General features: G+C 71.7%; 18 protein-coding genes and 1 pseudogene. 9 read left to right on the top strand and 10 right to left on the bottom strand.

Features of this window, described 5'->3' with window-relative positions; translation table 11 throughout:
* Positions 1–24: 24 nt before the first annotated feature.
* Complete coding sequence (locus ACWC94_RS25675) at positions 25–1,017, bottom strand: DEDDh family exonuclease (protein WP_450799364.1); 993 nt, start codon at positions 1,015–1,017, stop codon at positions 25–27.
* Positions 1,018–1,422: 405 nt separating this feature from the next.
* Here ACWC94_RS25675 and ACWC94_RS25680 point away from each other — a divergent pair.
* Both ACWC94_RS25680 and ACWC94_RS25685 read left to right on the top strand, forming a co-directional pair.
* A pseudogene (locus tag ACWC94_RS25680) lies at positions 1,423–1,509 on the top strand (acetoacetate decarboxylase family protein); the annotation flags it as partial.
* Between the two features lie 194 nt (positions 1,510–1,703).
* Complete coding sequence (locus ACWC94_RS25685; RefSeq protein ID WP_450799365.1) at positions 1,704–2,414, top strand: VIT1/CCC1 transporter family protein; 711 nt, start codon at positions 1,704–1,706, stop codon at positions 2,412–2,414.
* A 9-nt stretch (positions 2,415–2,423) separates the two neighbouring features.
* Here ACWC94_RS25685 and ACWC94_RS25690 read toward each other — a convergent pair whose 3' ends face one another.
* A complete protein-coding gene (locus ACWC94_RS25690) occupies positions 2,424–5,489 on the bottom strand; it encodes an NACHT domain-containing protein (RefSeq protein WP_450799366.1) in 3,066 nt (1,021 codons plus the stop codon).
* Between the two features lie 198 nt (positions 5,490–5,687).
* Here ACWC94_RS25690 and ACWC94_RS25695 point away from each other — a divergent pair, with 198 nt between their 5' ends.
* The gene (locus ACWC94_RS25695) at positions 5,688–6,737 is read left to right on the top strand and encodes a zinc-dependent alcohol dehydrogenase family protein (protein ID WP_450799367.1); all 1,050 of its coding nucleotides are present in this window, start codon (positions 5,688–5,690) and stop codon (positions 6,735–6,737) included.
* A 14-nt stretch (positions 6,738–6,751) separates the two neighbouring features.
* On the opposite strand, the gene ACWC94_RS25700 is transcribed toward ACWC94_RS25695, so the two are convergent.
* From ACWC94_RS25700 to ACWC94_RS25710, 3 genes are all read right to left on the bottom strand, one after another.
* Entirely contained in the window at positions 6,752–6,994 is a 243-nt protein-coding gene (locus tag ACWC94_RS25700; protein WP_450799368.1) for a hypothetical protein, read from the bottom strand.
* Positions 6,995–7,338: 344 nt separating this feature from the next.
* A complete protein-coding gene (locus ACWC94_RS25705; protein ID WP_450799370.1) occupies positions 7,339–8,715 on the bottom strand; it encodes a CoA transferase in 1,377 nt (458 codons plus the stop codon).
* Positions 8,716–8,758: 43 nt separating this feature from the next.
* The gene (locus ACWC94_RS25710; RefSeq protein ID WP_450799372.1) at positions 8,759–10,291 is read right to left on the bottom strand and encodes a S8 family peptidase; all 1,533 of its coding nucleotides are present in this window, start codon (positions 10,289–10,291) and stop codon (positions 8,759–8,761) included.
* 261 nt (positions 10,292–10,552) lie between these two features.
* Here ACWC94_RS25710 and ACWC94_RS25715 point away from each other — a divergent pair, with 261 nt between their 5' ends.
* From ACWC94_RS25715 to moaA, 3 genes are all read left to right on the top strand, one after another.
* Positions 10,553–10,909, top strand: coding sequence for a DUF485 domain-containing protein (locus ACWC94_RS25715; protein WP_450799374.1), 357 nt, complete (start codon positions 10,553–10,555; stop codon positions 10,907–10,909).
* Positions 10,906–12,531, top strand: a complete 1,626-nt coding sequence (locus tag ACWC94_RS25720; protein ID WP_450799376.1) for a solute symporter family protein — start codon at positions 10,906–10,908, stop codon at positions 12,529–12,531. The genes ACWC94_RS25715 and ACWC94_RS25720 overlap by 4 nt, the downstream gene beginning before the upstream one ends.
* A gap of 171 nt (positions 12,532–12,702) precedes the next feature.
* Complete coding sequence (moaA, locus tag ACWC94_RS25725; protein WP_450799377.1) at positions 12,703–13,692, top strand: GTP 3',8-cyclase MoaA; 990 nt, start codon at positions 12,703–12,705, stop codon at positions 13,690–13,692.
* On the opposite strand, the gene ACWC94_RS25730 is transcribed toward moaA, so the two are convergent.
* Together ACWC94_RS25730 and ACWC94_RS25735 are read right to left on the bottom strand one after the other, a co-directional pair.
* Positions 13,689–13,907, bottom strand: a complete 219-nt coding sequence (locus ACWC94_RS25730) for a hypothetical protein (protein WP_450799378.1) — start codon at positions 13,905–13,907, stop codon at positions 13,689–13,691. The genes moaA and ACWC94_RS25730 overlap by 4 nt on opposite strands.
* A gap of 226 nt (positions 13,908–14,133) precedes the next feature.
* Positions 14,134–14,526: a DUF3099 domain-containing protein gene (locus tag ACWC94_RS25735; protein WP_450799379.1), complete on the bottom strand. Its 393-nt coding sequence runs from the start codon at positions 14,524–14,526 to the stop codon at positions 14,134–14,136.
* Between the two features lie 202 nt (positions 14,527–14,728).
* Between ACWC94_RS25735 and ACWC94_RS25740 the strand changes: the two genes are divergently transcribed.
* Positions 14,729–15,016: a GlsB/YeaQ/YmgE family stress response membrane protein gene (locus tag ACWC94_RS25740; RefSeq protein WP_450799380.1), complete on the top strand. Its 288-nt coding sequence runs from the start codon at positions 14,729–14,731 to the stop codon at positions 15,014–15,016.
* A gap of 101 nt (positions 15,017–15,117) precedes the next feature.
* Here the strand turns inward: ACWC94_RS25740 and tyrS are convergent, their stop codons facing one another.
* From tyrS to ACWC94_RS25755, 3 genes are all read right to left on the bottom strand, one after another.
* A complete protein-coding gene (gene tyrS, locus ACWC94_RS25745) occupies positions 15,118–16,386 on the bottom strand; it encodes a tyrosine--tRNA ligase (RefSeq protein ID WP_450799381.1) in 1,269 nt (422 codons plus the stop codon).
* A gap of 65 nt (positions 16,387–16,451) precedes the next feature.
* On the bottom strand, positions 16,452–17,849 hold the full coding sequence (locus tag ACWC94_RS25750; protein ID WP_450799382.1) for a metallopeptidase TldD-related protein: 1,398 nt from the start codon (positions 17,847–17,849) through the stop codon (positions 16,452–16,454).
* Positions 17,846–19,369 (bottom strand): TldD/PmbA family protein, encoded by a 1,524-nt coding sequence (locus ACWC94_RS25755; RefSeq protein WP_450799383.1) that lies wholly within the window; start codon positions 19,367–19,369, stop codon positions 17,846–17,848. Before ACWC94_RS25755 ends, ACWC94_RS25750 begins: the two co-directional genes overlap by 4 nt.
* A 249-nt stretch (positions 19,370–19,618) precedes the next feature.
* Between ACWC94_RS25755 and fabG the strand changes: the two genes are divergently transcribed.
* Both fabG and fabI read left to right on the top strand, forming a co-directional pair.
* The gene (gene fabG, locus ACWC94_RS25760; protein WP_450799384.1) at positions 19,619–20,323 is read left to right on the top strand and encodes a 3-oxoacyl-[acyl-carrier-protein] reductase; all 705 of its coding nucleotides are present in this window, start codon (positions 19,619–19,621) and stop codon (positions 20,321–20,323) included.
* Positions 20,324–20,328: 5 nt separating this feature from the next.
* The gene (fabI, locus tag ACWC94_RS25765; protein ID WP_450799386.1) at positions 20,329–21,096 is read left to right on the top strand and encodes an enoyl-ACP reductase FabI; all 768 of its coding nucleotides are present in this window, start codon (positions 20,329–20,331) and stop codon (positions 21,094–21,096) included.
* Positions 21,097–21,211: the final 115 nt, after the last annotated feature.

The following is a 21,211-nucleotide window of genomic DNA, read 5'->3' on the forward strand; positions in this document are numbered from 1 at the left end:
TGTGCCAATCACTCATCCGTACGATCACTCGTCGGCGGGTTCGACGTCCCGCAGCAGCTGCCCGAACGCGGCCTCGTCGACGACCGGCGTGCCGAACTGGCGTGCCTTGACCACCTTGGACGTGCCCGAGTCGGGGTCGTTGGTCACCAGCAGGCTGGTCAGCCGGGAGATGCTGGACGCCACATGCAGGCCGGCTTCGGTGGCCCGGTCCTCCAGCAGCTCGCGGTCGGTGGAGGTGTCCCCGGAGAACGCCACCCGCATGCCCTGTTTGAGGCGTTTGCCGTCTTCGTAGCGTCCTGGGTTGGGGTGGGGGCATGCGGGCCTTCTGCGGGAGGGGCGCCAACTGCCGGACCGGTAGCCGCCGTAGCCCCCGTATCCGCCGGACGGCTGCCGGGGCACCGGGCGGTCCGACCACTCCGTCAGCGGCCGGCACTCCAGCAGCGGCAGCCGTACACCGCCCGCCGCGGCGGCCCGCAGACTGGGCCGGAACGCCTCCGCCAGCACGCGCGCGTCGTCCAGCGCGTGGTGCGCCCGCCGCTGTACGACCCCGTAGTGCGCCGCCAGCGACTCCAGCTTGAAGTTGGGCAGCGGCAGGGCCAGCTCCTTCGACAGCGCGATGGTGCACAGCCGCTGACGCACCGGCGCCTCGCGCTGCGCGCGCGCGTACTCCCGGGCGATCATCTGCCAGTCGAAGACGGCGTTGTGCGCGACCAGTACCCGGCCGTCCAGTCGGGCCGCGAACTCCTCGGCGACGTCCGCGAAGAGCGGCGCCCCCTCCAGCACCTCGCTCGTCAGACCGTGTATCCACACGGGTCCCGGATCGCGCTCCGGGTTGACCAGCGTGTACCAGTGGTCCTCGACCTCGCCCCGCTCGTCCAGCCGGTAGACGGCCGCCGAGATGATCCGGTCGTCCCGGGCCAGGCCGGTGGTCTCCACGTCAACGACCGCGTATCCCTTCGGATACGCGGCCGGCCACTGGGTGGGGGAGGACACTGCGGTCGCACGGTCTTCGAGCATGGTCAATGAGGATACGGGCCACGACTGACAACGGGTTCCCGCAGGTGCCGCCGGCGCCACGGTCCCCCGTCCAGCCGCTCGGCCGTCGCACACATGAGCGTGTCGCCCGGCTCACCCCGGGCCGGCTGGAAAGCGCGGTTCGAGGGTGCCGGCCTGCGCTTCCCGGTCGGTGGGAGCCGGAGCGGCCCGGAGGGCGCCGTTCGTGCCGGGCCCGCGCCCCGGCGGACGAACGCGTCGCACACGCGCGCGTGCGGGGCGGCGGGACGTTGACGGGTGCCGTGGAGCCGCCGCCGCGCATGCGCGCCCGTCCCGTGCCTGTCAGCCGGCCGAGTCGGGCGGGCGGGTGGGCGCGGCCGGTGGCAGCAGGGACCGCACCAGCGCCCGTACGGCCGTCACGAACAGCCGTGGTCCACCGGCGTGGTGGCCGTCTGGGAGACCGACCCGGACGCGGTCGCCGCGGTCCTGCCACCACCACGCGGCCCGCGTCTACGGCTTCGACCTCGGCCTGCTGAACCCCATCGCCGCGAAGGTGGGCCCGACGACGGCCGAGATCGCCGTCCCGCTGGCACACCCCCCCGGCGGACGCGACCAGCCCGGTGTTCGCGCGGGGGCGTCGGTGCGGGTGTGGTGACCTCCGGGGTGCGTCCTGCCGGAGTGGCGGCCGTGGAGATGCGATCCTCCCTGCTGTGATGGAACCCGCCCACGAAGAGGCCCACGGGGGTGCGCTCGGGTCGCGGCTGAACTGGCTGCGGGCCGCCGTGCTCGGCGCGAACGACGGCATCGTCTCCACCGCGGGAATCGTCGTCGGCGTGGCCGGCGCGACCGAGAGCCGGTCCGCGCTGCTCACCGCCGGACTGGCCGGCCTGCTCGCCGGGTCGATGTCCATGGCGGCCGGCGAGTACGTCTCCGTCTCCACCCAGCGCGACTCCGAGATGGCCGCGCTGGCCGTGGAGAAACGGGAACTGCGGGAGCAACCGGAGGCCGAGCTGCGGGAGCTGACCGCGCTGCTTCAGGAGCGCGGCCTGTCCCACGGGGTGGCTCGGGAGGCCGCCGAACAGCTCACCGCGCGGGACGCGCTGCGGGCTCACGCGCGCGTGGAGCTCGGTATCGACCCCGAGGAGCTGGCCAATCCCTGGCACGCGGCCTGGGCGAGCTTCCTGTCCTTCATGGTGGGCGCGCTGCTCCCGCTGCTGGCCATCGTCCTGCCCCCGGCCGCCTGGCGGCTCCCGGTGACCGTGGTGTCCGTGCTGGCCGCGCTGGTCCTCACCGGCTGGAGCAGCGCCCGACTGGGGGCGGCCGGCCCGAAGCGTGCGGTGCTGCGCAACGTGTGGGGCGGGGCACTGGCCATGGCGGTGACGTACGCGGCGGGCAGACTGCTGGGCGCGGCGGGGGTGTGAGGTGACCGGTCAGTGGATGATCAGCCGCTCGCGGGGGAAGAGGTCCGTGCCGTGGACCTCTTCGCAGTCGTGGATCACGATCTCCAGATCCTCCCGGGCAGCCAGGGGCGTCAGGTCCAGCGGGCCGCACCGCGAGAACTCCACGAGCTCCAGACCGGGGAGCTCGGCCAGAGCCGCCATGTGATCCACACGCGCGGTCTTGCCGAGGTAGATCCGCGTCAGGCGCTGATGGGGTTCCACGTCGGCGAGGTCGATGTGCGGCACGTCGATGATCTGGAGGGTGTCCAACGGCGAGAAGACCCCGGCGGAGAGGAAGGCACGCCACTGGTGCTCCTCGTTGACGGTGAGCCAGCTGAGCGAGGTGAGGGCCTCCAGACCGGTCAGCCGTGTGACGCAGGCCTGCTGGAAGAAACCGAGGCCCGTGAGCCGAGGCGCGAAGGGCAGCTCCTCCAGGCTCGTCTCCGCGGCGGGGAAGTCGAAGGTCAGGTGCCGAAGGTCGGGCCACTCGGCCAGCGGCGCCAGCGAGAACCCGTCACCGAAGCCGTACAGGTGGGCCTTGGCCAAAGGCAGCCCGGACAGCGGGCGGAGGTCGGCGACGGACGCACAGCGGTTGATGCACAGCTCACGCAGTCGCGGCAGCCGCCTCAGCGGTGCGAGGTCGCTGATCACGCCGTTGTGGGCGAGACCCAGGAACTCGAGGTTCTCCAGTTCCAGGACCGTGGAGGGCAGACCATGGTCGCCGATCAGGTTCAGGTCGGTGAGCAGGGGGAGACGGGACAGCAGGGCCAACGCCTCGGGCTCACGCACGTTCAGCAACTGGCCCGCCCCGCCGGTCTCCTCGAGCACCGCTTCGAAGTACTCGCGGGTGTCGAAGGACGACCAGGCGGTGTCGAGTTCGGTGCGTACCCGGCGACGCCGGTCCGCACGGAACCGCGTGATCACCCGGAGCGCCGCGTCGCCTCCGATCAACCGGGCGGTGCGCACCACCGCGGCGGCCTCCCGCTCCGTCAGGCCCTCCGGCGCCGGCAGCAGTTCAAGGACCAGTTCCCCTGCCCGGGCGAGGGCTTCGGCCTGTTGCGAGGTGTACGGCGGCATCAGCTGCCCGGCCCGCTCCTCCACCTCCGCGCGGACCACCGGATCCAGCTCCGGCGCGTGTTCCAGGCTCGCCGCCGCGAGCACGACGAGCCGTTCCCGGTGGTGCTGGGCCCGGTCGGCACGCTGGAGCAACTGCCGTAACAGCCGCCCGCGTTCCTCCACGCGCGCGTGCCCCACTGCCATGCGCACCACGTCGTCCCACTGGTCGTCGTGGGCGTTGCGGACCAACACGCCGAAGTCCCGTGCCTCGACGGCCGCCTTCGCGCCGAGGTAGTCCTGGAAGGTGCGGTGGACGAAGTCGACGGCGCCGGGGACCGGCTCACGCAGGAGTCCGCTGCGCATCAGCAGCTGGGTGAGGACCTGTTCGGCGTCCCCCTGCGCCCGCACCTGGGGCATGGCCGCCAGCCACGCGTCCAGCAGCCCCACGACCTCCTGACGGGCCGCCTCCGCCTGGCCGTTGCGGATCAGCCAGTAGGCCAGCCGCTGGAGCAGCGCCGTCTGCTCGTCCCGGGACAGGACGATCCCCTCGACGGAGGCGATCTCCCGCTCGGTGTCCCGCCGTACCAGCAGCATGTCGAGCGCGGCGTCGTACAGCTCCTTGCGCGCCCGCGGCAGGTGCATGCGCCGGTCGCGGTTCAGAGCACACAGCAGAGCGCACATCAGCGGGTTCGTCGCCAGCCGGGCGAGGTCGCGGCGCGTGGTCACCGCCTCCTCCAAGCCCTGCTCGTAACGGTCCAGCAGCTCCCGTTCACCGTCCGACCGGCACTCCGTGCGCGCCGCCGCGTGCCAGTGCCGTACGAAGGCGCCGATGTCGTCCCGGCCCATCGGCAGCAGCGTGTGCGTGCTGAAGCCCTGGGTCGCCAGCCACCCCTCCGGCACCGCCGAGGGACGGGTGGTCACCACGTAACGCGCCTTCGGAAAGGCCGTGATCAGTGATCTCAGCCAGCTCTCCGTACGCCCGCGCAGCCGCTGCGGCACCTCGTCCACGCCGTCCACGAGCACCAACGCACGGCCGGCGGAGAGGAGTTCCTCGACCCACCCCTCCGGCGCTCGCAGCGGCACCCCCGCGGCGGACAGGAAGTCCGCCGGCATCGGCAACCCGTCCCCTGTGTTGAACGCCCTCAGCCGCAGCACGAAGGGAACGCAGCTGTTCCAGCCCGCCAGCTCGGGGCCGAAGCTCTGCCGGGCCGCGTTCAGCGCCAGCCACTGCAGGAGTGTCGACTTGCCGGATCCGGCCTGTCCCCGCAGCACCAGCCGGTCACAGTCCGCCAGCGCCTGCTCGACCTTCACGGGGGCCTGGTCCGCCATGCCCTCGCGGTGGCGCTCGTACCGGTGCCCCCCGGTCACCGCGAGGGAGAGGTACGCGGTCTCCAGCGGCCACTCGGCGCGGCGCCGGTCCCCCAGTGTCACCCCGTAGAGCTCCAGCCGGGAGTGCGTCGCGGCGACGAACTCCGCATAGCGCTGTTCGAAGCCGAAGCTGTCAGCCGGCTCGCCACCGGTCTCCTTCCGCAGCAGTGCTCCGAACCGCCGTGTGTGCTCCACCGCCGCCCGCGCCGGGAACGACGGTTGTGCCGTGAGCTGGTCGACGAGGTGCGCACAGCAGAGCCGTAGCAGTTCGCTGTACAGGTCGCGCGCCCGCTCTGCCAGATCGGCCGCCGGCCCCTCCAGCTCCAGCGCCAGCCGCTCGGGGTTCAGATCGGCGGCGAACAGCCGGCCGGCGTCGAGCGGGCCCGCGCTCGCGAACGTGTCCTGCACGGCGGCCACGGCCGCGAGCCGCTCGTGCTCCGGCAGCGACGCATAGCGGGAGGCGATCCGCTCGCCCAGGACCCGCGCCAGTCTGTCCGGGCCCGCGGGCCTCGGCAGGGGCCGGACCGGATCCGTCACCAGCCCCGCCCGTGGCTTCGAGGCGAAGACCGCCTTCGTGGCCGACGACGCCACCGTCGTCGCCAGCCGGAGCAGCAGTGTCTCCAGTCCGTGCATCCCCCGGTCCTCCTCGTGTTCCGCCTGCGGCATCGTAGAACCGCTGGGCGTACCGCCTGCGGTGATCGACGAAGAAAGGCGGTTCACGCCGGTCACAGCACCTCGCCGCGCGGCCCGTACCGGCGCCGACGTACCGTGAGGTGCGCTCCACCACCCCGGGAGCGCACCGTACGACCCCGCACGAGAAGGATCCTCGCCATGCGCGCCACCACCATCCACGCCCCGTACGACATGCGCGTGGAGGACGTTCCCGACCCCGTGGTGCAGCTGGCCACCGACGCCGTGGTGCGGGTGCTGCGCGCCTGTATCTGCGGCAGCGACCTGTGGGCCTACCGCGGTGAGGCGGCCCGGCAGCCGGGCCAGCGCATCGGTCACGAGTTCCTCGGCGTCGTCGAGGAGACCGGCTCCGAGGTGGGCACGGTCAGGCGCGGTGACCTGGTGGTCGCGCCCTTCATGTGGTCCGACGGCGTCTGCGACTACTGCCGGGAGGGTCTGACGACGTCCTGCGAGCACGGCGGCTTCTGGGGCTCCGTCGGTTACGACGGCGGTCAGGGGGAGGCCGTGCGCGTGCCCTTCGCCGACGGCACCCTCGTCCGGCTCCCCAGGGACGCGGCCTCCGACGACCACCTGCTGTCCGCCCTGCTGACCCTCTCCGACGTCCTGGGCACCGGCCACCACGCCGCCCTCGGCGCGGGCGCCCGCCCCGGTGCCACGGTCGCCGTCGTCGGTGACGGCGCGGTCGGCCTGTGCGCCGTCCTGGCCGCCAAGCGGCTCGGCGCCGAGCGGATCATCGCGCTGGGCCGGCACGAGGTCCGTACCGACATCGCGCGCCGCTTCGGCGCCACCGACGTCGTCGCCGAGCGCGGGGACGCGGCCGTCGAGGCCGTCCGGGAGCTCACCCGCGGCCAGGGCGCGCACGCCGTCGTGGAGGCCGTCGGTACCGAACAGTCCATGCGGACGGCCGTCAACATCACCCGCGACGGCGGCGCGATCGGCTTCGTGGGCGTGCCGCACGGCAGCGGCACCGGCCTGGACCTCGGCGTCATGTTCGACCGGAACATCGCCCTGCGCGGCGGCGTCGCCCCGGTCCGCGCCTACATCCCGGACCTGCTGCCGGACGTCCTCGACGGCACGATCGACCCCTCCCCGGTGTTCGACATGACCGTCGGTGTCGAGGGCGTCCCCGGCGGCTACAAGGCCATGGACGAGCGCACCGCCCTCAAGGTGCTCGTCACCAACGACCGGTAGCCGGTCACGGCCGGTCAGCTCCAGCGGATCGGCAGCGGCGGCGCGGTGAGCGGGCCCGAGACCGCGACGACCGCGCCCACGGCGACCGGCTCGGCCGGGCGGGGGCGTAGGGGGTCAGCGGGCCGGCGGCGCGGCGCAGCCGGATCCGCGCCGGCAGGGGCGAACAGCGCGACGGCGGCGACCAGGACCGCCTCGGCCGGCAGGGTGCGTCCGTACGCCGTCGTCGCCAGCTGGTCCAGGACCCCGGCCGACGGCATACGGCGCAGTGAACCGCACACGTCCGTCGTGGTGATCGCCGAGAGCGGAACGCGCCACGCGCGCGGAGCGGCCGAGCAGCGCGGCCCCGGCCGCTTCGCCGCGCCCCGGCCCGAGCGGCACGCACGGTGTGCAGCAGACCGTCGGCTCTGTTCCGTCGCGGGGCGGGCGCGCAGCCCTCCGCGACCACCCCCGCGGCCAAGGGCCACACCTGAGCGGCCGGACGGCGGGAGAACCCGCGCAGGGCCGTCGGCAGAAAGGCGTCGTCCTCCAGCGGGGCCGGTCCGCCGGCGCGGGAGCCGTACAGGCCGCCCGCGCACGCATACGCTTCCGCCCGCCCGCCCGCTCACCGCCAGCGGGCGCTGTCCGACCCCCACGGCACCGGAGGCCGTGCCCAGCCGGCGGGGCCGCCCGTGAAGGACACCGGTGGCAGCGCGTGCCGCAGCCGGCCGAGCGGGCTGCCGGTCTCGGCCAGCCAGGCCTGGGGCCCCTCGTACGGCGCACCCGTGGCCGCGGTCGGCCGGATCCCGTCCGTCAGCCAGAGCGCGGTCCGGGCCAGCGCCAGCCGCACCCACCGGCCGCCGCCGTCGTACGACTGCTCGGTCAGGGCCCGCAGGACGGCCGCCGCCAGCAGATGGCCGGTGCCGTGGTCCAGCGCCTGCGCGGGCAGCGCACCGGGCTCCGCGGTCGAACCCTCGGTCGCCGCGATACCGGTCGCCACCTGCACCAGGCTGTCGAACCCGCGTCGCCCGCCCCAGGGGCCGTACGCGCCCCACGCCGAGACCTGCGCGACGACCAGCCCGGGCCGGCGCGCGAACAGTGCCTCCGGGGAGAGCCCGAACCGGTCGAGTGCGCCCGGCCGGTAGCCGGTGACGACGACGTCGGCCGAGGCCAGCAGTTCCTCGAAGGTGTCCCGGTCGGTGCCCAGGTCGAGCGTGGCGGACCGCTTCCCGAAGCCCGTGTCGGCGTGCTGGTCGGGGAGTTCGGGCAGCCAGGGGGCGTCCAGGCGGAGCACGTCCGCGCCCAGCAGGGCGAGGGTGCGGGTGGCGACCGGGCCGGCGAGGACCCGGGTGAGGTCCAGGACGCGCAGCCCGGCGGCGGGCAGCAGGGGAGCGGCGGCCGGGTCCAGGGGCGCGAGCACGCGCGCGGGTGCCGTGGTGGGCCGCTCGCGTTCGACCAGCGGCCGTGCGGCCACCTCGGCGGCCTGCTCGTGCGCCTGCCACTCCTCCGGGGTGCGCAGGGCCACGGCGAGGCCGCCGGCGCCGTGGACCGCCTCCTCGACCTCCAGCGCCGGGCGTTCGGCGATCCCGGCGGCCACCGTCTCCACCGTGGCGTCCGCCGGCAGACCGAGCGCGCCGAGCAACCGGGCGCGGTGATGGGGGTAGTTGGCGTGGGTGCGCACCCAGCCGTCGGCCGTCCGCCAGAACCGCGACAGCGGCGCGAAGACGACCGGTGGCCGCCCGTCGACCAGGAGGTGCCGTTCACTGTGGAAGGCGGCCGCGACGGCGCCGTCGTCGACCCGGACGCCGGGCACCTCGGGGAGGCTCGCCCGGCGGGCCGCCAGTTCCGCGGCGGCCAGCGCGCAGGTGCCGACACAGGCGCGGGCGAGTTCTCGTACGGGAAGGCGCGCCGGGAGCGCGCCTTCCCGCGGCACGGTGGTGACCCGCGTGACAGCGGCGGGATCGCCGCCCAGAGCGGACCAGGCAGACTTGATTCCAGTCATGACTATACTATGCAGTATTGACTGGATCAATATATGGAGGGCTCTACCGGGTCACCGCGGCCAGCGCGTCCGCCGTGCCGAAGCCGTAGAACCCGTTGACGCGCTTGCCGCCGACGCAGGTCGCGTCCACGACCCCGTCCCCGTTCCCGTCGTAGGGCCCGCTCGGGCAGCCCGGGTTGTCCGCCTCCGCCTTCAGGAGGGCCTGCAGCTGGGCCGGGGTGGCGTACGGATGCGCCGACTTCAGCAGCGCGGCGACCGCGGCCACGTGCGGGGACGCCATCGAGGTGCCCTGCAGGAAGCCGTACTGGTCGTTCGGCAGCGTGGACAGGATGCGGCCGTTCTTCGACGGGGTGTCCGGGATCTGGTACTTGTCGCCGCCGGGACCCGCCACGTCGATCACGCCCAGGCCGTAGCTGGAGTAGTACGACTTGGCGCCCTTCACGCCCACCGCGCTCACGGTCACCACACCGGGCAGCTGGGTCGGCACGTCGAAGCACTCGTGCGGGTCGACCGTGCGGGTGGTGGCGGTCGAGTCGTCGGGGCTGGAGCCGTCCGTGAGGGCGTCCGCGTCCAGGTCGTCGTTGGAGTTGCCCGCGGCGGCCACGTTGAGCGTGCCCTTGCGCTGTGCATACGACTGGGCCCTGTTGACCGCGTCAACGATGGCGCGTTGATCGGGATCGTCCATGCAGTTGTACAGCCATGGATCAACGTAGTAGCTGTTGTTGGTGATCTGGATGCCGTGGTCGGCGGCGAACACGAACGCGCAGACCACGCTCTCCGGGTAGAACAGCGAGGTCGCGTCCGGCTGTGCCACCGTGATGCTCGCGACCTTCACACCCGGCGCCACGCCCGCCACGCCTGTGCCGTTGCGGGCCGCGGCTATCTCGCCGGCCACATGGGTGCCGTGGTAGTGCGCGGCGTCCGCCGGGCGCCACGCGCCGTACGTCGTGTCCGGCTTGCCGCTCACACAGTTCGCCGACTGGGAGGCGGAGAAGTTCGGGGCTATGTCCGGGTGGGTGTCGTCGACGCCCGTGTCGATGACCCCGACGGTCACGCTCGGGCTGCCCGGGTTGATCCGCGCGGCCTTGTCGGCGCCGATCGCCCGCAGATCCCACTGGTCCGCCTCCAGGGGCTCCTCGCCCGCCGCGGCGTGCGCGGCGAGTGTCGCGGCCTCCGCCTTCGACAGGACCTGCACGGCGCCCTCGTCGGTCGTCCCCGCGGCGCTCAGCGGCGCCGTACGCGTGGCGCCCGCCGAGTCGACCCCGGGCACCGCACGCATCCGCGCCCCGAAGTCGGGGTTCGCCGCGTGCGCGACGATCACGCCGATCCGGTCGTAACGGGCCACGACGGTGCCGCCGTTACGGGTGATCTCGCGCTGCACCGACTCGATCGTGCGGTGGTCCGTACGGGTGTTGACCACGTACGCGAGACGCGGTCCGTCGTCCGCCGCCCGCGCCGCCGGGGCCTCGACCGGTGCCGCCGAGGCCGTCGCCGGCAGGAAACCGAGCGAGGCGGTCAGCGACAGCACGACCGGCACGGCGAGCGCGAGCCGGTGTCTGGAGCGCAGATGAGCCATGGGATCTCCACATCATCCGGATACAGAACCGCCCGAGACACAGGTCGGTGCTCGGGCAGGTACATGACGGGTGTTGCAGGCAGAAGCTATCCCCACGCCTCACCACTCAGCAATGACTTGGCAATCACCCGCCAAGAACGCTTGCGAAAGAACTCATAGGACTTGAACCGGTCCTCGCGTGGCGTCGTGGACCTCGAGCAGGGAGCGCGAGCACCATCGAGCCCGCGTCCACTCACAGCATCCGCAACGCGAGGAGACTCCGTGGCCACCGAGACACCACCCCCCGCGACACCGGGGGCGCCACTTCCCTCCACCGAGGAGTTCGCCGATGTGCAGCGAAGCGCGGAGTTCGGTGAACTGCGCCGCGCCCACCGCTCCTTCGCCTTCCCCCTGACCATCGCCTTCACCGCCTGGTACCTGCTGTACGTCCTGCTGTCCAACTACGCGGGCGGCTTCATGGGCACCAAGGTGGCCGGCAACATCAACGTGGCCCTCGTCCTGGGCCTCGCCCAGTTCCTCACCACCTTCCTCATCGCCTGGTGGTACGCCCGGCACGCCGCCGCCCGGCTCGACCCCAAGGCGCAGGCCATCAAGTCCCGGATGGAGGCCGGCGCATGAGCCCCGCGCAGCACACCCTGCTGGCCGCCGGTGAGGCGAGCGAGCACCGGACGCTGATCATCACGCTGTTCGCGGTGTTCGTCGCCGCGACCCTCGTCATCACCGTGTGGGCCGGCCGCCAGACCAAGGACGCCGCCGACTTCTACGCGGGCGGACGCCAGTTCACCGGCTTCCAGAACGGCCTCGCCGTCTCCGGCGACTACATGTCCGCCGCGTCCTTCCTCGGCATCGCGGGTGCCATCGCCCTGTTCGGCTACGACGGCTTCCTGTACTCCATCGGCTTCCTCGTCGCCTGGCTCGTCGCCCTGCTCCTGGTCGCCGAGCCCCTGCGCAACTCCGGCCGCTACACCATGGGCGACGTCCTGGCCTACCGCATGCGCCAGCGCCCCGTCCGCACGGCCGCCGGCACCTCCACCATCGTCGTCTCGATCTTCTACCTGCTGGCCCAGATGGCGGGCGCGGGCGTCCTCGTCTCGCTGCTGCTCGGTATCACCAGCGACGGCGGCAAGATCGGCATCGTCGCCCTGGTCGGGGTCCTGATGATCGTGTACGTCACCATCGGCGGCATGAAGGGCACCACCTGGGTCCAGATGGTCAAGGCGGTGCTGCTGATCGCCGGCGCCCTGCTGCTGACCTTCCTGGTCCTGCTGAAGTTCCACTTCAACATCTCCGGTCTGCTCGGCAGGGCCGCCGACAACAGCGGCAAGGGAACGGCCTTCCTCGAACCGGGCCTGAAGTACGGCGCCACCGGCACCACCAAGCTGGACTTCATCTCGCTGGGCATCGCCCTGGTCCTCGGCACCGCGGGCCTGCCGCACATCCTGATCCGCTTCTACACCGTGCCGACGGCGAAGGCCGCCCGTAAGTCCGTCATCTGGGCGATCGGCCTGATCGGCGCCTTCTACCTGATGACCCTGGCCCTCGGCTTCGGCGCGGCGGCCCTCATCAAGCCGGACGAGATCATCGCCTCCAACAAGGCGGGCAACACCGCCGCCCCACTCCTGGCACTGCATCTGGGCGGGGTCCACTCCACCTGGGGCGCCGTCCTGCTCGCCAGCATCTCCGCCGTCGCCTTCGCCACGATCCTCGCGGTCGTCGCGGGCCTGACCCTGGCCTCGTCGTCCTCCTTCGCGCACGACATCTACGCCAGCGTCATCAAGAAGGGCCAGGCCACCGAGAAACAGGAGATCGGCGCGGCCCGCTGGGCGACCGTCGGTATCGGCGCGGTCTCCATCGTGCTCGGCGCCCTGGCCCGCGACCTGAACGTGGCCGGCCTGGTGGCCCTCGCCTTCGCGGTCGCCGCCTCCGCCAACCTGCCGACCATCCTCTACAGCCTGTTCTGGAAGCGGTTCACCACCTCCGGGGCCCTGTGGTCGATCTACGGCGGCCTGGTCACCGCGGTCGGCCTGGTGCTGTTCTCGCCGGTGGTCTCCGGCAAGCCGGCCTCGATGTTCCCCGACGTCGACTTCCACTGGTTCCCCCTGGAGAACCCCGGCATCATCTCCATCCCCGTCGGATTCCTGCTCGGCGCCGTGGGCACCCTGCTGTCGAAGGAGGCCCCGGACGCCGGCAAGTACGCCGAACTGGAGGTACGGTCCCTGACCGGCACCGGAGCACACTGACGGCAGCGCACTGACGTTCGTACGACGGCCGCGTCGTGACGGGACTGTAGGGTCCTACGACGCGGCCTTGTCGTACCTCGTCGGATCGGGTCGCTGTCGTTGTCAGTGGTGTCACGTAGGCTCGCAAGTGACGGAAGACAATGGCTTCGGGATTCGAGGGAGGGGGCCCACGTGCTCATCGACACCTACGGCCGAGTGGCCACCGACCTGAGGGTCTCGCTGACCGACCGCTGCAATCTGCGCTGCACGTACTGCATGCCCGAGGAGGGTCTGCAGTGGCTGGCCAAGCCCGACCTGCTCACGGACGACGAGATCGTCCGCCTCATCGACATCGCCGTGCGGTTGCTCGGCATCGAGGAGGTCCGCTTCACCGGGGGCGAGCCCCTGCTGCGCCCCGGTCTGGTGGGCATAGTCGAGCGCGTTGCGGCCCTCGCCCCGCGCCCCCAGATGTCCCTCACCACCAACGGCATCGGCCTCAGGCGCACCGCGACCGCCCTGAAGGCCGCGGGCCTCGACCGGGTCAACGTCTCCCTGGACACCCTCCGCCCGGACGTCTTCAGGACCCTGACCCGGCGCGACCGCCACAAGGACGTCCTCGAAGGCCTCCAGGCCGCCCGCGAGGCCGGCCTGACCCCGGTCAAGGTCAACACGGTCCTGATGCCGGGTCTGAACGAGGACGAGGCCCCCGACCTGCTCGCCTGGGCCGTGGAACACGACTACGAACTCCGGTTCATCGAGCAGATGCCCCTGGACGCGCAGCACGGCTGGAAGCGGGACAGCATGGTCACCGCCGGGGACATCCTCGCCTCCCTGCGCACCCGCTTCGACCTCACCCCCGAGGGCGCCGACACGCGCGGCTCGGCCCCGGCGGAGCGCTGGCTGGTGGACGGCGGCCCGCACCGGGTCGGCGTCATCGCCTCGGTCACCCGCCCGTTCTGCGCGGCCTGCGACCGCACCCGCCTGACGGCCGACGGCCAGATACGCACCTGCCTGTTCGCGACCGAGGAGACCGATCTCCGCGCGGCCCTGCGCTCCGGCGCCCCGGACGAGGAGATCGCGCGCATCTGGAAAGCGGCGATGTGGGGCAAGAAGGCGGGAGCGGGCCTGGACGACCCGACCTTCGTCCAGCCGGACCGGCCGATGTCGGCGATCGGCGGCTAGGGGGTTTCGCCCTCCTGCCAGTCCGCGAACCTCACCACGTCCTTCAGGAAGCCCCGCACGCCGAGGAACTGCGACAGATGCTCGCGGTGCTCCTCGCAGGCGAGCCATGTCTTGCGCCGCTCCGGCGTGTGGATCTTCGGGTTGTTCCACGCCAGCACCCACACCGCGTCGGCGCGGCAGCCCTTGGCGGAGCAGACCGGGGTCTCGTCACTCACAGGTTCGTCTCGGGTTCGTCTCACGGAAGGGGAGCAAACAAGGCGACGCCGAGCAGCCACGGGGGGAGCTGCCCGGCGTCGGTCTGTCGCTCCGACGGGGGATGCGGAGCGCGTACGCAGTATGTCACGGGTACCCCACCGACCGGCACTGGAACTGCATGATTGATCTGAGCTTTTCTTGAGTTTGACGGGCGGCGCCGTTCCGCTTCCGCCGCTGCCGCCGTGGTCACACGGGGTCGGAACGCTCACCGTGCGGACCGGTCGGACGAGCCGCCGAGTCCTGCGGAACGGAATCCTCCCGCGCCTCCTCCGCCCGCGGCGGCGTGATCATCGGCCGCACCGGCGCGGCGATGAACGTCGACGGAAGGGACGGCGGCCGCTCCCGGCCGGCGTTCGCGATCACCACGGCGACATAGGGGAGTACCGCGCCGAGCACGAGCGCCACCAGTGCGACGTGCCGCTCGACGTTCCACAGCGAGACAGCGAGAATCACCGACGCGGTGCGGATCGTCATCGAGATGACGTACCGCCGCTGCCGGCCCCGTACATCCTCGGCGAGTCCTGTCCGGGCTCCGGTGATCCGGAACACCTGGACGCCGCCATCGTGTGGTTTCCGCATCACATTCCACCATCCGCCCGCATCGGACCCTGCCCGACCTCCCACGTTACGCCGCGGCCACGCCGCCTACGAGACCGGGTGGCCCCCTGCCTGCGGTGACGCCGCAGGCCCTGCCGCGCACGGGGGAACCCGACATGCGCCGTACGGCCCACCGGCCCACACTTGCCGTAATGCTCACGTCGAGCCGTACGAGGAGGCAGCCATGGGCTGGTTGTGGGCGATCATCGTGGGATTCGTGCTGGGCGTCATCGCCAAGGCGGTCATCCCGGGAAAGCAGCACAGCCCGCTGTGGCTGACCACCATCTGCGGCATCCTGGGCGCCATCGTGGGCAACGCGGTCGCCCGCGCCCTCGGCGTGGCGGCGACCCCCGGCATCGACTGGAGCCGGCACATCTTCCAGCTGGTCGCGGCGATCATCATCGTCGCGGCGGTCGACGCCCTCTACATGGCGACGCTGGGAAAGAGGAAGCAGCAGCGGGTGGGGGTCTGACGACCCCCTGAACGCAAGAGCCCCGTAAAGGGGCGCGGGGAACTGCGCGCGACAAGCCACGAGGAAGCCGCAGCCCGCAGAACACCCACGCCCCGACGACGCTAGGCGGGAACGACCTCCACCGCGGCCAGGTTCTTCTTCCCCCGCCGCAGCACCAGCCACCGCCCGTCCAGCAGATCCTCCTTGCCCGGGACGGCGTCCTCGGAGGCGACCTTGACGTTGTTCACGTAGGCACCGCCCTCCTTCACCGTCCGCCGTGCAGCGGACTTGCTGGCGACGAGACCGACCTCGGCGAACAGGTCGACCACCGGTCCCAGCTCGGCGACCCGGATGTGCGGCACCTCCGACAGCGCCGCCGCCAGCGTCCGGCCGTCCAGCTCCGCCAGCTCCCCCTGCCCGAACAGGGCCCGGGAGGCGGCGATGACCGCGGCCGTCTGCTCGGCCCCGTGCACCAGGGTCGTCAACTCCTCGGCGAGCGCACGTTGCGCCGCCCGGGCCTGCGGACGCTCCTCGGTCTGCCGCTCGAGCTCCTCCAGCTCCTCACGGGACTTGAAGGACAGGATCCGCATGTACTTCGAGATGTCCCGGTCGTCCACGTTCAGCCAGAACTGGTAGAACGCGTACGGCGTGGTCATCTCCGGGTCGAGCCAGACGGCGCCGCCCTCGGTCTTGCCGAACTTGGTGCCGTCCGCCTTGGTCATCAGCGGGGTGGCCAGGGCGTGCACCTCGGCGCCCGGCTCCAGCCGGTGGATCAGGTCGAGACCCGCCGTGAGGTTGCCCCACTGGTCGCTGCCGCCCTGCTGCAGCGTGCAGCCGTACCGCCGGTACAGCTGCAGGAAGTCCATGCCCTGCAGGATCTGGTAGCTGAACTCGGTGTAGCTGATGCCCTGGTCCGACTCCAGACGCCGGGCCACGGAGTCCTTCGTCAGCATCTTGTTGACCCGGAAGTGCTTGCCGATGTCCCGCAGGAACTCGATCGCGGAGAGGTTCGCGGTCCAGTCGAGGTTGTTGACCATGACGGCCGCGTTCTCACCCTCGAAGGACAGGAACGGCTCGATCTGGGCGCGCAGCTTGCCGACCCAGCCGGCCACCGTCTCCGGGTCGTTCAGCGTGCGCTCCGCCGTCGGGCGCGGGTCGCCGATCAGGCCCGTCGCGCCGCCCACCAGCGCCAGCGGCCGGTGCCCGGCCTGCTGGAGCCGGCGCACCGTCAGCACCTGCACCAGGTGTCCCACGTGCAGTGACGGCGCCGTCGGGTCGAAACCGCAATAGAACGTGACGGGACCGTCCGCGAGCGCCTTGCGCAAAGCGTCCTCGTCAGTGGACAGGGCGAACAGCCCCCGCCACTTCAGCTCGTCGACGATGTCCGTCACGGTTCTCGTGTCTCCTCGGATCTTCGGGCGGTCGGGTGACCACCCGACCACGAACGCCTACGAGGTTATACGCCCTGACTGACAGAGCTCATGTTGAAATCCGGGATCCGCAGCGCGGGCATCGCGGCCCGGGTGAACCAGTCGCTCCACTCGCGCGGCAGCGTCTTCTCCGTACGGCCCGCCTCCGTCGCCCGCCGCAGCAGGTTCACCGGCGACTCGTTGAAACGGAAGTTGTTCACCTGCCCGGTCACCTCGCCGTTCTCGACGAGGTAGACGCCGTCCCGGGTCAGGCCGGTGAGCAGCAGCGTCGCCGGGTCGACCTCCCGGATGTACCACAGGCAGGTCAGCAGCAGGCAGGGCCCGTCCGTGGCCGCGACCATCTCCTCCAGCGAGCGGTCGCCCCCGCCGTCCAGGATCAGGTTCCCGAGCACCGGGGCGACCGGCAGCCCGGTCAGGCCCGCGCTGTGCCGGGTGGTGGTCAGGTGCCTGAGCACACCCTCGCTGATCCACTCGGTGGTGCGGGTCGGCAGACCGTTGTCGAACACGGACTGGTCGCCGCCGGAGGAGTGGGCGACCACGAAGGGCGGGCACTCCAGGCCCGGCTCGTTCGGGTCGCTGCGCAGGGTCAGCGGCAGCTCGCTGAGTCTTTCACCGACGCGCGTGCCGCCGCCCGGCTTGGAGAACACCGTCCGGCCTTCGGCGGCGTCCCGGCCCGAGGCCGACCACAGCTGGTAGATCAGCAGGTCAGCGACCGCGCTCGGCGGCAGCAGCGTCTCGTACCGGCCGGCGGGCAGCTCCACGCGCCGCTCCGCCCAGCCGAGCCGTACGGCCAGTTCGGCGTCGAGCGCGCCGGGGTCGATGTCCTTGAAGTCCCGCGTGGCGCGGCCCGCCCAGGCCGAGCGCGTGCGGTCGGGCGACTTGGCGTTCAGCTCCAGCGTGCCGGTGGGCTGGTCGTGCCGCAGACGCAGCCCGGTGGACGTGCCCAGGTACGTCGACACCAGCTCGTGGTTGGCGAAGCCGTACAGCTCACGGCCGCCGGCACGCGCGCGTGCGAACGCCTCGCCGAGCGCCGGCGCGAAGTCGGCGAACACCGCGGAGGAGGTCTCAGCCGGCGCGTCCGTGAAGTCCGGAGACTGCGGCACATCACCGACCAGCGGCTGCGCGTCCTCGGCGGGCCCCGCACCCCGCGCGGCGGCCTCGGCGGCCCGCACCAGCGGCTCCACTTCCTCCGCGGTGACCGCCGAACGCGACACCACACCCGAGGCGGTGCCCTCCTTGCCGTCCACGGTCGCGATCACGGTGAGCGTACGACCGCGCGTCACCCCGTTCGTGGTGAGCGCGTTGCCCGCCCAGCGCAGGTTGGCGGTGGAGTGCTCGTCGGCGATGACGACGCAGCCGTCGGCCCGGGACAGCGCGAGCGCCTGCTCGACGATCTCGTGCGGCTTGTTCGTACGGGCGCTCATCGACCGGCCTCCTGGGTCGTGTTGAGGATGTTGACGGACCTGAAGAGGGCGGACGGGCACCCGTGCGACACGGAGGCCACCTGGCCGGGCTGGGCCTTGCCGCAGTTGAAGGCGCCGCCGAGGACATAGGTCTGCGGACCGCCCACCGCGGCCATCGAGCCCCAGAAGTCGGTCGTGGTCGCCTGGTACGCGACGTCCTTCAGCTGCCCGGTGATCCGCCCGTTCTCGATCTTGAAGAAGCGCTGCCCGGTGAACTGGAAGTTGTAGCGCTGCATGTCGATCGACCAGGACCGGTCGCCGACGACGTAGATGCCCCGGTCGACCCCGCCGATCAGGTCCTCGGTGGACAGCCCCGCCGGGTCCGGCCGCAGAGAGACGTTGGCCATGCGCTGCACCGGCACGTGCGCGGGGGAGTCGGCGTACGCGCAGCCGTTGGACCGGTCGAAGCCGGTGAGCCGCGCGATCCGCCGGTCCAGCTGGTAGCCGACCAGCGTGCCGTCCTTCACCAGGTCCCAGGACTGCGCCGCGACGCCCTCGTCGTCGTACCCGATGGTCGCGAGCCCGTGCTCGGCGGTGCGGTCCCCGGTGACGTTCATCAGCTCGGAGCCGTACCTCAGCTTGCCCAGCTGGTCGAAGGTGGCGAACGAGGTGCCGGCGTAGGCGGCCTCGTAGCCGAGGGCGCGGTCCAGCTCGGTGGCGTGGCCGATGGACTCGTGGATGGTCAGCCACAGGTTGGACGGGTCGACCACCAGGTCGTACAGGCCCGGCTCCACACTCGGCGCCCGCATCTTCTCGGCGAGCAGCTCCGGGATCCGCTCCAGCTCGGCGTCCCAGTCCCAGCCGGTCCCGGTCAGATACTCCCAGCCGCGCCCCACGGGCGGCGCGATGGTCCGCATGGAGTCGAACTCCCCGCTCGACTCGTCGACCGACACGGCGGTCAGCTCCGGATGCAGCCGCACCCGCTGCTGGGTCGTCACGGTCCCGGCGGTGTCGGCGTAGAACTTGTTCTCGTGCACGGTGAGCAGCGAGGCGTCCACGTGAGTGACGCCGTTCGCGGCCAGCAGCCGCGTGCTCCACTGCGCGAGCAGCGCCGCCTTCTCCTCGTCGGGCACGGAGAACGGGTCGATCTCGTACGACGAGATCCACGTCTTGTCGGCGTGCACCGGCTCTGCGGCCAGCTCCACGCGCTCGTCGGATCCGGCGGCCTTGATCACCTGCGCGGACAGCTTGGCCATCGCCACCGCCTGCGAGGCGACCTTGGCCGCCGCGTCGAGGGTCAGGTCCACCCCGGACGCGAAGCCCCACGTACCGCCGTGCACGACCCGCACCGCGTACCCGAGGTCGGTGGTGTCCGACGATCCGGCGGGCTTGGCGTCGCGCAGCCGCCAGGACGCGCTGCGCACCCGCTCGAGACGGAAGTCCGCGTGCTCGGCCCCGAGCGCACGCGCGCGTGCCAGTGCGGCGTCGGCGAGGGCCCGTAGGGGAAGCGCCGTGAAGGCTTCGTCGATGGAATGGGGCACGGAGGTCTCCCTGCTGTCGTGGCCTGTCGGGTCCGATCATGTCGTGGGAGCGGCTCGGCGGACCACATGTTTCAGGCCCGGACCCGGGGCGTTCTGTAGGGATCCGACAGCGACACCCCCGCGCCACTGTCGGTGCCCGATTGCCCACGCGCGCTGCGCGACCGATAGGTTTCCGATGAAGCCGCCTGTCATCCAGGTGTTCGGGCGGGTTGTCGGACATCTGCAGACCGCTATCGAAAGGGTGATCCGTTGAGCCGCTCGGTTCTCGTCACCGGAGGAAACCGGGGCATCGGCCTCGCCATCGCCCGCGCGTTCGCCGACGCCGGCGACAAGGTCGCGATCACGTACCGCTCGGGTGAGCCGCCGGCCGGCTTCCTCGCCGTCAAGTGCGACATCACCGACCCGGAGCAGGTGGAGCAGGCCTACAAGGAGATCGAGGACCAGCACGGTCCGGTCGAGGTCCTGATCGCCAACGCCGGCGTGACCAAGGACCAGCTCCTGATGCGCATGTCCGAGGAGGACTTCACCTCGGTCATCGACACCAACCTCACCGGCACCTTCCGTGTCGTCAAGCGAGCCAACCGCGGCATGCTGCGCGCCAAGAAGGGCCGCGTCATCCTGATCTCGTCCGTGGTCGGCCTGCTCGGTTCGGCGGGCCAGGCGAACTACGCCGCCTCCAAGGCCGCCCTGGTCGGCTTCGCGCGCTCCCTCGCCCGTGAGCTGGGCTCGCGCAACCTCACCTTCAACGTCGTCGCGCCCGGTTTCGTCGACACCGACATGACCAAGGCGCTCACCGACGAGCAGCGCCAGAACATCGTCTCCCAGGTGCCGCTCGGCCGTTACGCGCAGCCTGAGGAGGTCGCCGCGACGGTGCGGTTCCTCGCCTCGGACGACGCCTCGTACATCACTGGAGCCGTCATCCCCGTTGACGGCGGACTGGGAATGGGTCACTGATCACCATGAGCGGAATCCTCGAGGGCAAGCGCGTCCTGATCACCGGCGTGCTGATGGAGTCCTCCATCGCCTTCCACGCGGCCAAGCTGGCCCAGGAAGAGGGCGCGGAGATCATCCTGACGGCGTTCCCGCGCCCCACCCTGACCGAGCGCATCGCCAAGAAGCTGCCCAAGCCCACCAAGGTCATCGAGCTGGACGTCACCAACGACGAGCACCTCGGGCGGCTGGCCGACATCGTCGGCGAGGAGCTGGGCGGCCTGGACGGCGTCGTGCACTCCATCGGCTTCGCCCCGCAGGACGCGCTCGGCGGCAACTTCCTCAACACGCCGTTCGAGTCGGTGGCGACCGCCATGCACGTCTCGGCGTACTCGCTGAAGTCGCTGACCATGGCCTGCCTGCCGCTGATGCAGAACGGCGGCTCGGTCGTCGGCCTCACCTTCGACGCCCAGTACGCCTGGCCGCAGTACGACTGGATGGGCCCGGCCAAGGCCGCCCTGGAGGCGACCAGCCGCTACATGGCGCGCGACCTGGGCAAGCAGAACATCCGCTGCAACCTCATCTCGGCGGGTCCGATCGGCTCCATGGCCGCCAAGTCCATCCCGGGCTTCGCCGAGCTGGCCTCCGTGTGGGACTCGCGCGCCCCGCTGGAGTGGGACCTGAAGGACCCGGAGCCGGCCGGCAAGGGCATCGTCGCCCTGCTGAGCGACTGGTTCCCGAAGACCACCGGCGAGATCATCCACGTGGACGGCGGTCTGCACGCGATCGGCGCGTGACCCCCGCCGCTCCGGAGTGACCCACGGCCGAGGCCCGCACCCCGTGGGGCGGTGAGGACCCCGCCGGGCACAGCAGCCAAGGCTTCGGGCAGGTGGTCGTAGATCTCGAACACGC

This window comes from Streptomyces sp. NPDC001135, from assembly GCF_053598395.1.

Excerpts from the sequence above, each read along its gene's own strand:
- ACWC94_RS25705 (WP_450799370.1), bottom strand. The coding sequence starts at position 8,715 with ATGACTGGAATCAAGTCTGCCTGGTCCGCTCTGGGCGGCGATCCCGCC.
- fabI (WP_450799386.1), top strand. The coding sequence starts at position 20,329 with ATGAGCGGAATCCTCGAGGGCAAGCGCGTCCTGATCACCGGCGTGCTG.
- ACWC94_RS25690 (WP_450799366.1), bottom strand. The coding sequence starts at position 5,489 with ATGCACGGACTGGAGACACTGCTGCTCCGGCTGGCGACGACGGTGGCG.
- ACWC94_RS25695 (WP_450799367.1), top strand. The coding sequence starts at position 5,688 with ATGCGCGCCACCACCATCCACGCCCCGTACGACATGCGCGTGGAGGAC.
- ACWC94_RS25700 (WP_450799368.1), bottom strand. The coding sequence starts at position 6,994 with ATGCCGTCGGCCGGGGTCCTGGACCAGCTGGCGACGACGGCGTACGGA.
- ACWC94_RS25675 (WP_450799364.1), bottom strand. The coding sequence starts at position 1,017 with ATGCTCGAAGACCGTGCGACCGCAGTGTCCTCCCCCACCCAGTGGCCG.
- ACWC94_RS25740 (WP_450799380.1), top strand. The coding sequence starts at position 14,729 with ATGGGCTGGTTGTGGGCGATCATCGTGGGATTCGTGCTGGGCGTCATC.
- ACWC94_RS25710 (WP_450799372.1), bottom strand. The coding sequence starts at position 10,291 with ATGGCTCATCTGCGCTCCAGACACCGGCTCGCGCTCGCCGTGCCGGTC.
- ACWC94_RS25720 (WP_450799376.1), top strand. The coding sequence starts at position 10,906 with ATGAGCCCCGCGCAGCACACCCTGCTGGCCGCCGGTGAGGCGAGCGAG.
- ACWC94_RS25750 (WP_450799382.1), bottom strand. The coding sequence starts at position 17,849 with ATGAGCGCCCGTACGAACAAGCCGCACGAGATCGTCGAGCAGGCGCTC.
- ACWC94_RS25735 (WP_450799379.1), bottom strand. The coding sequence starts at position 14,526 with ATGCGGAAACCACACGATGGCGGCGTCCAGGTGTTCCGGATCACCGGA.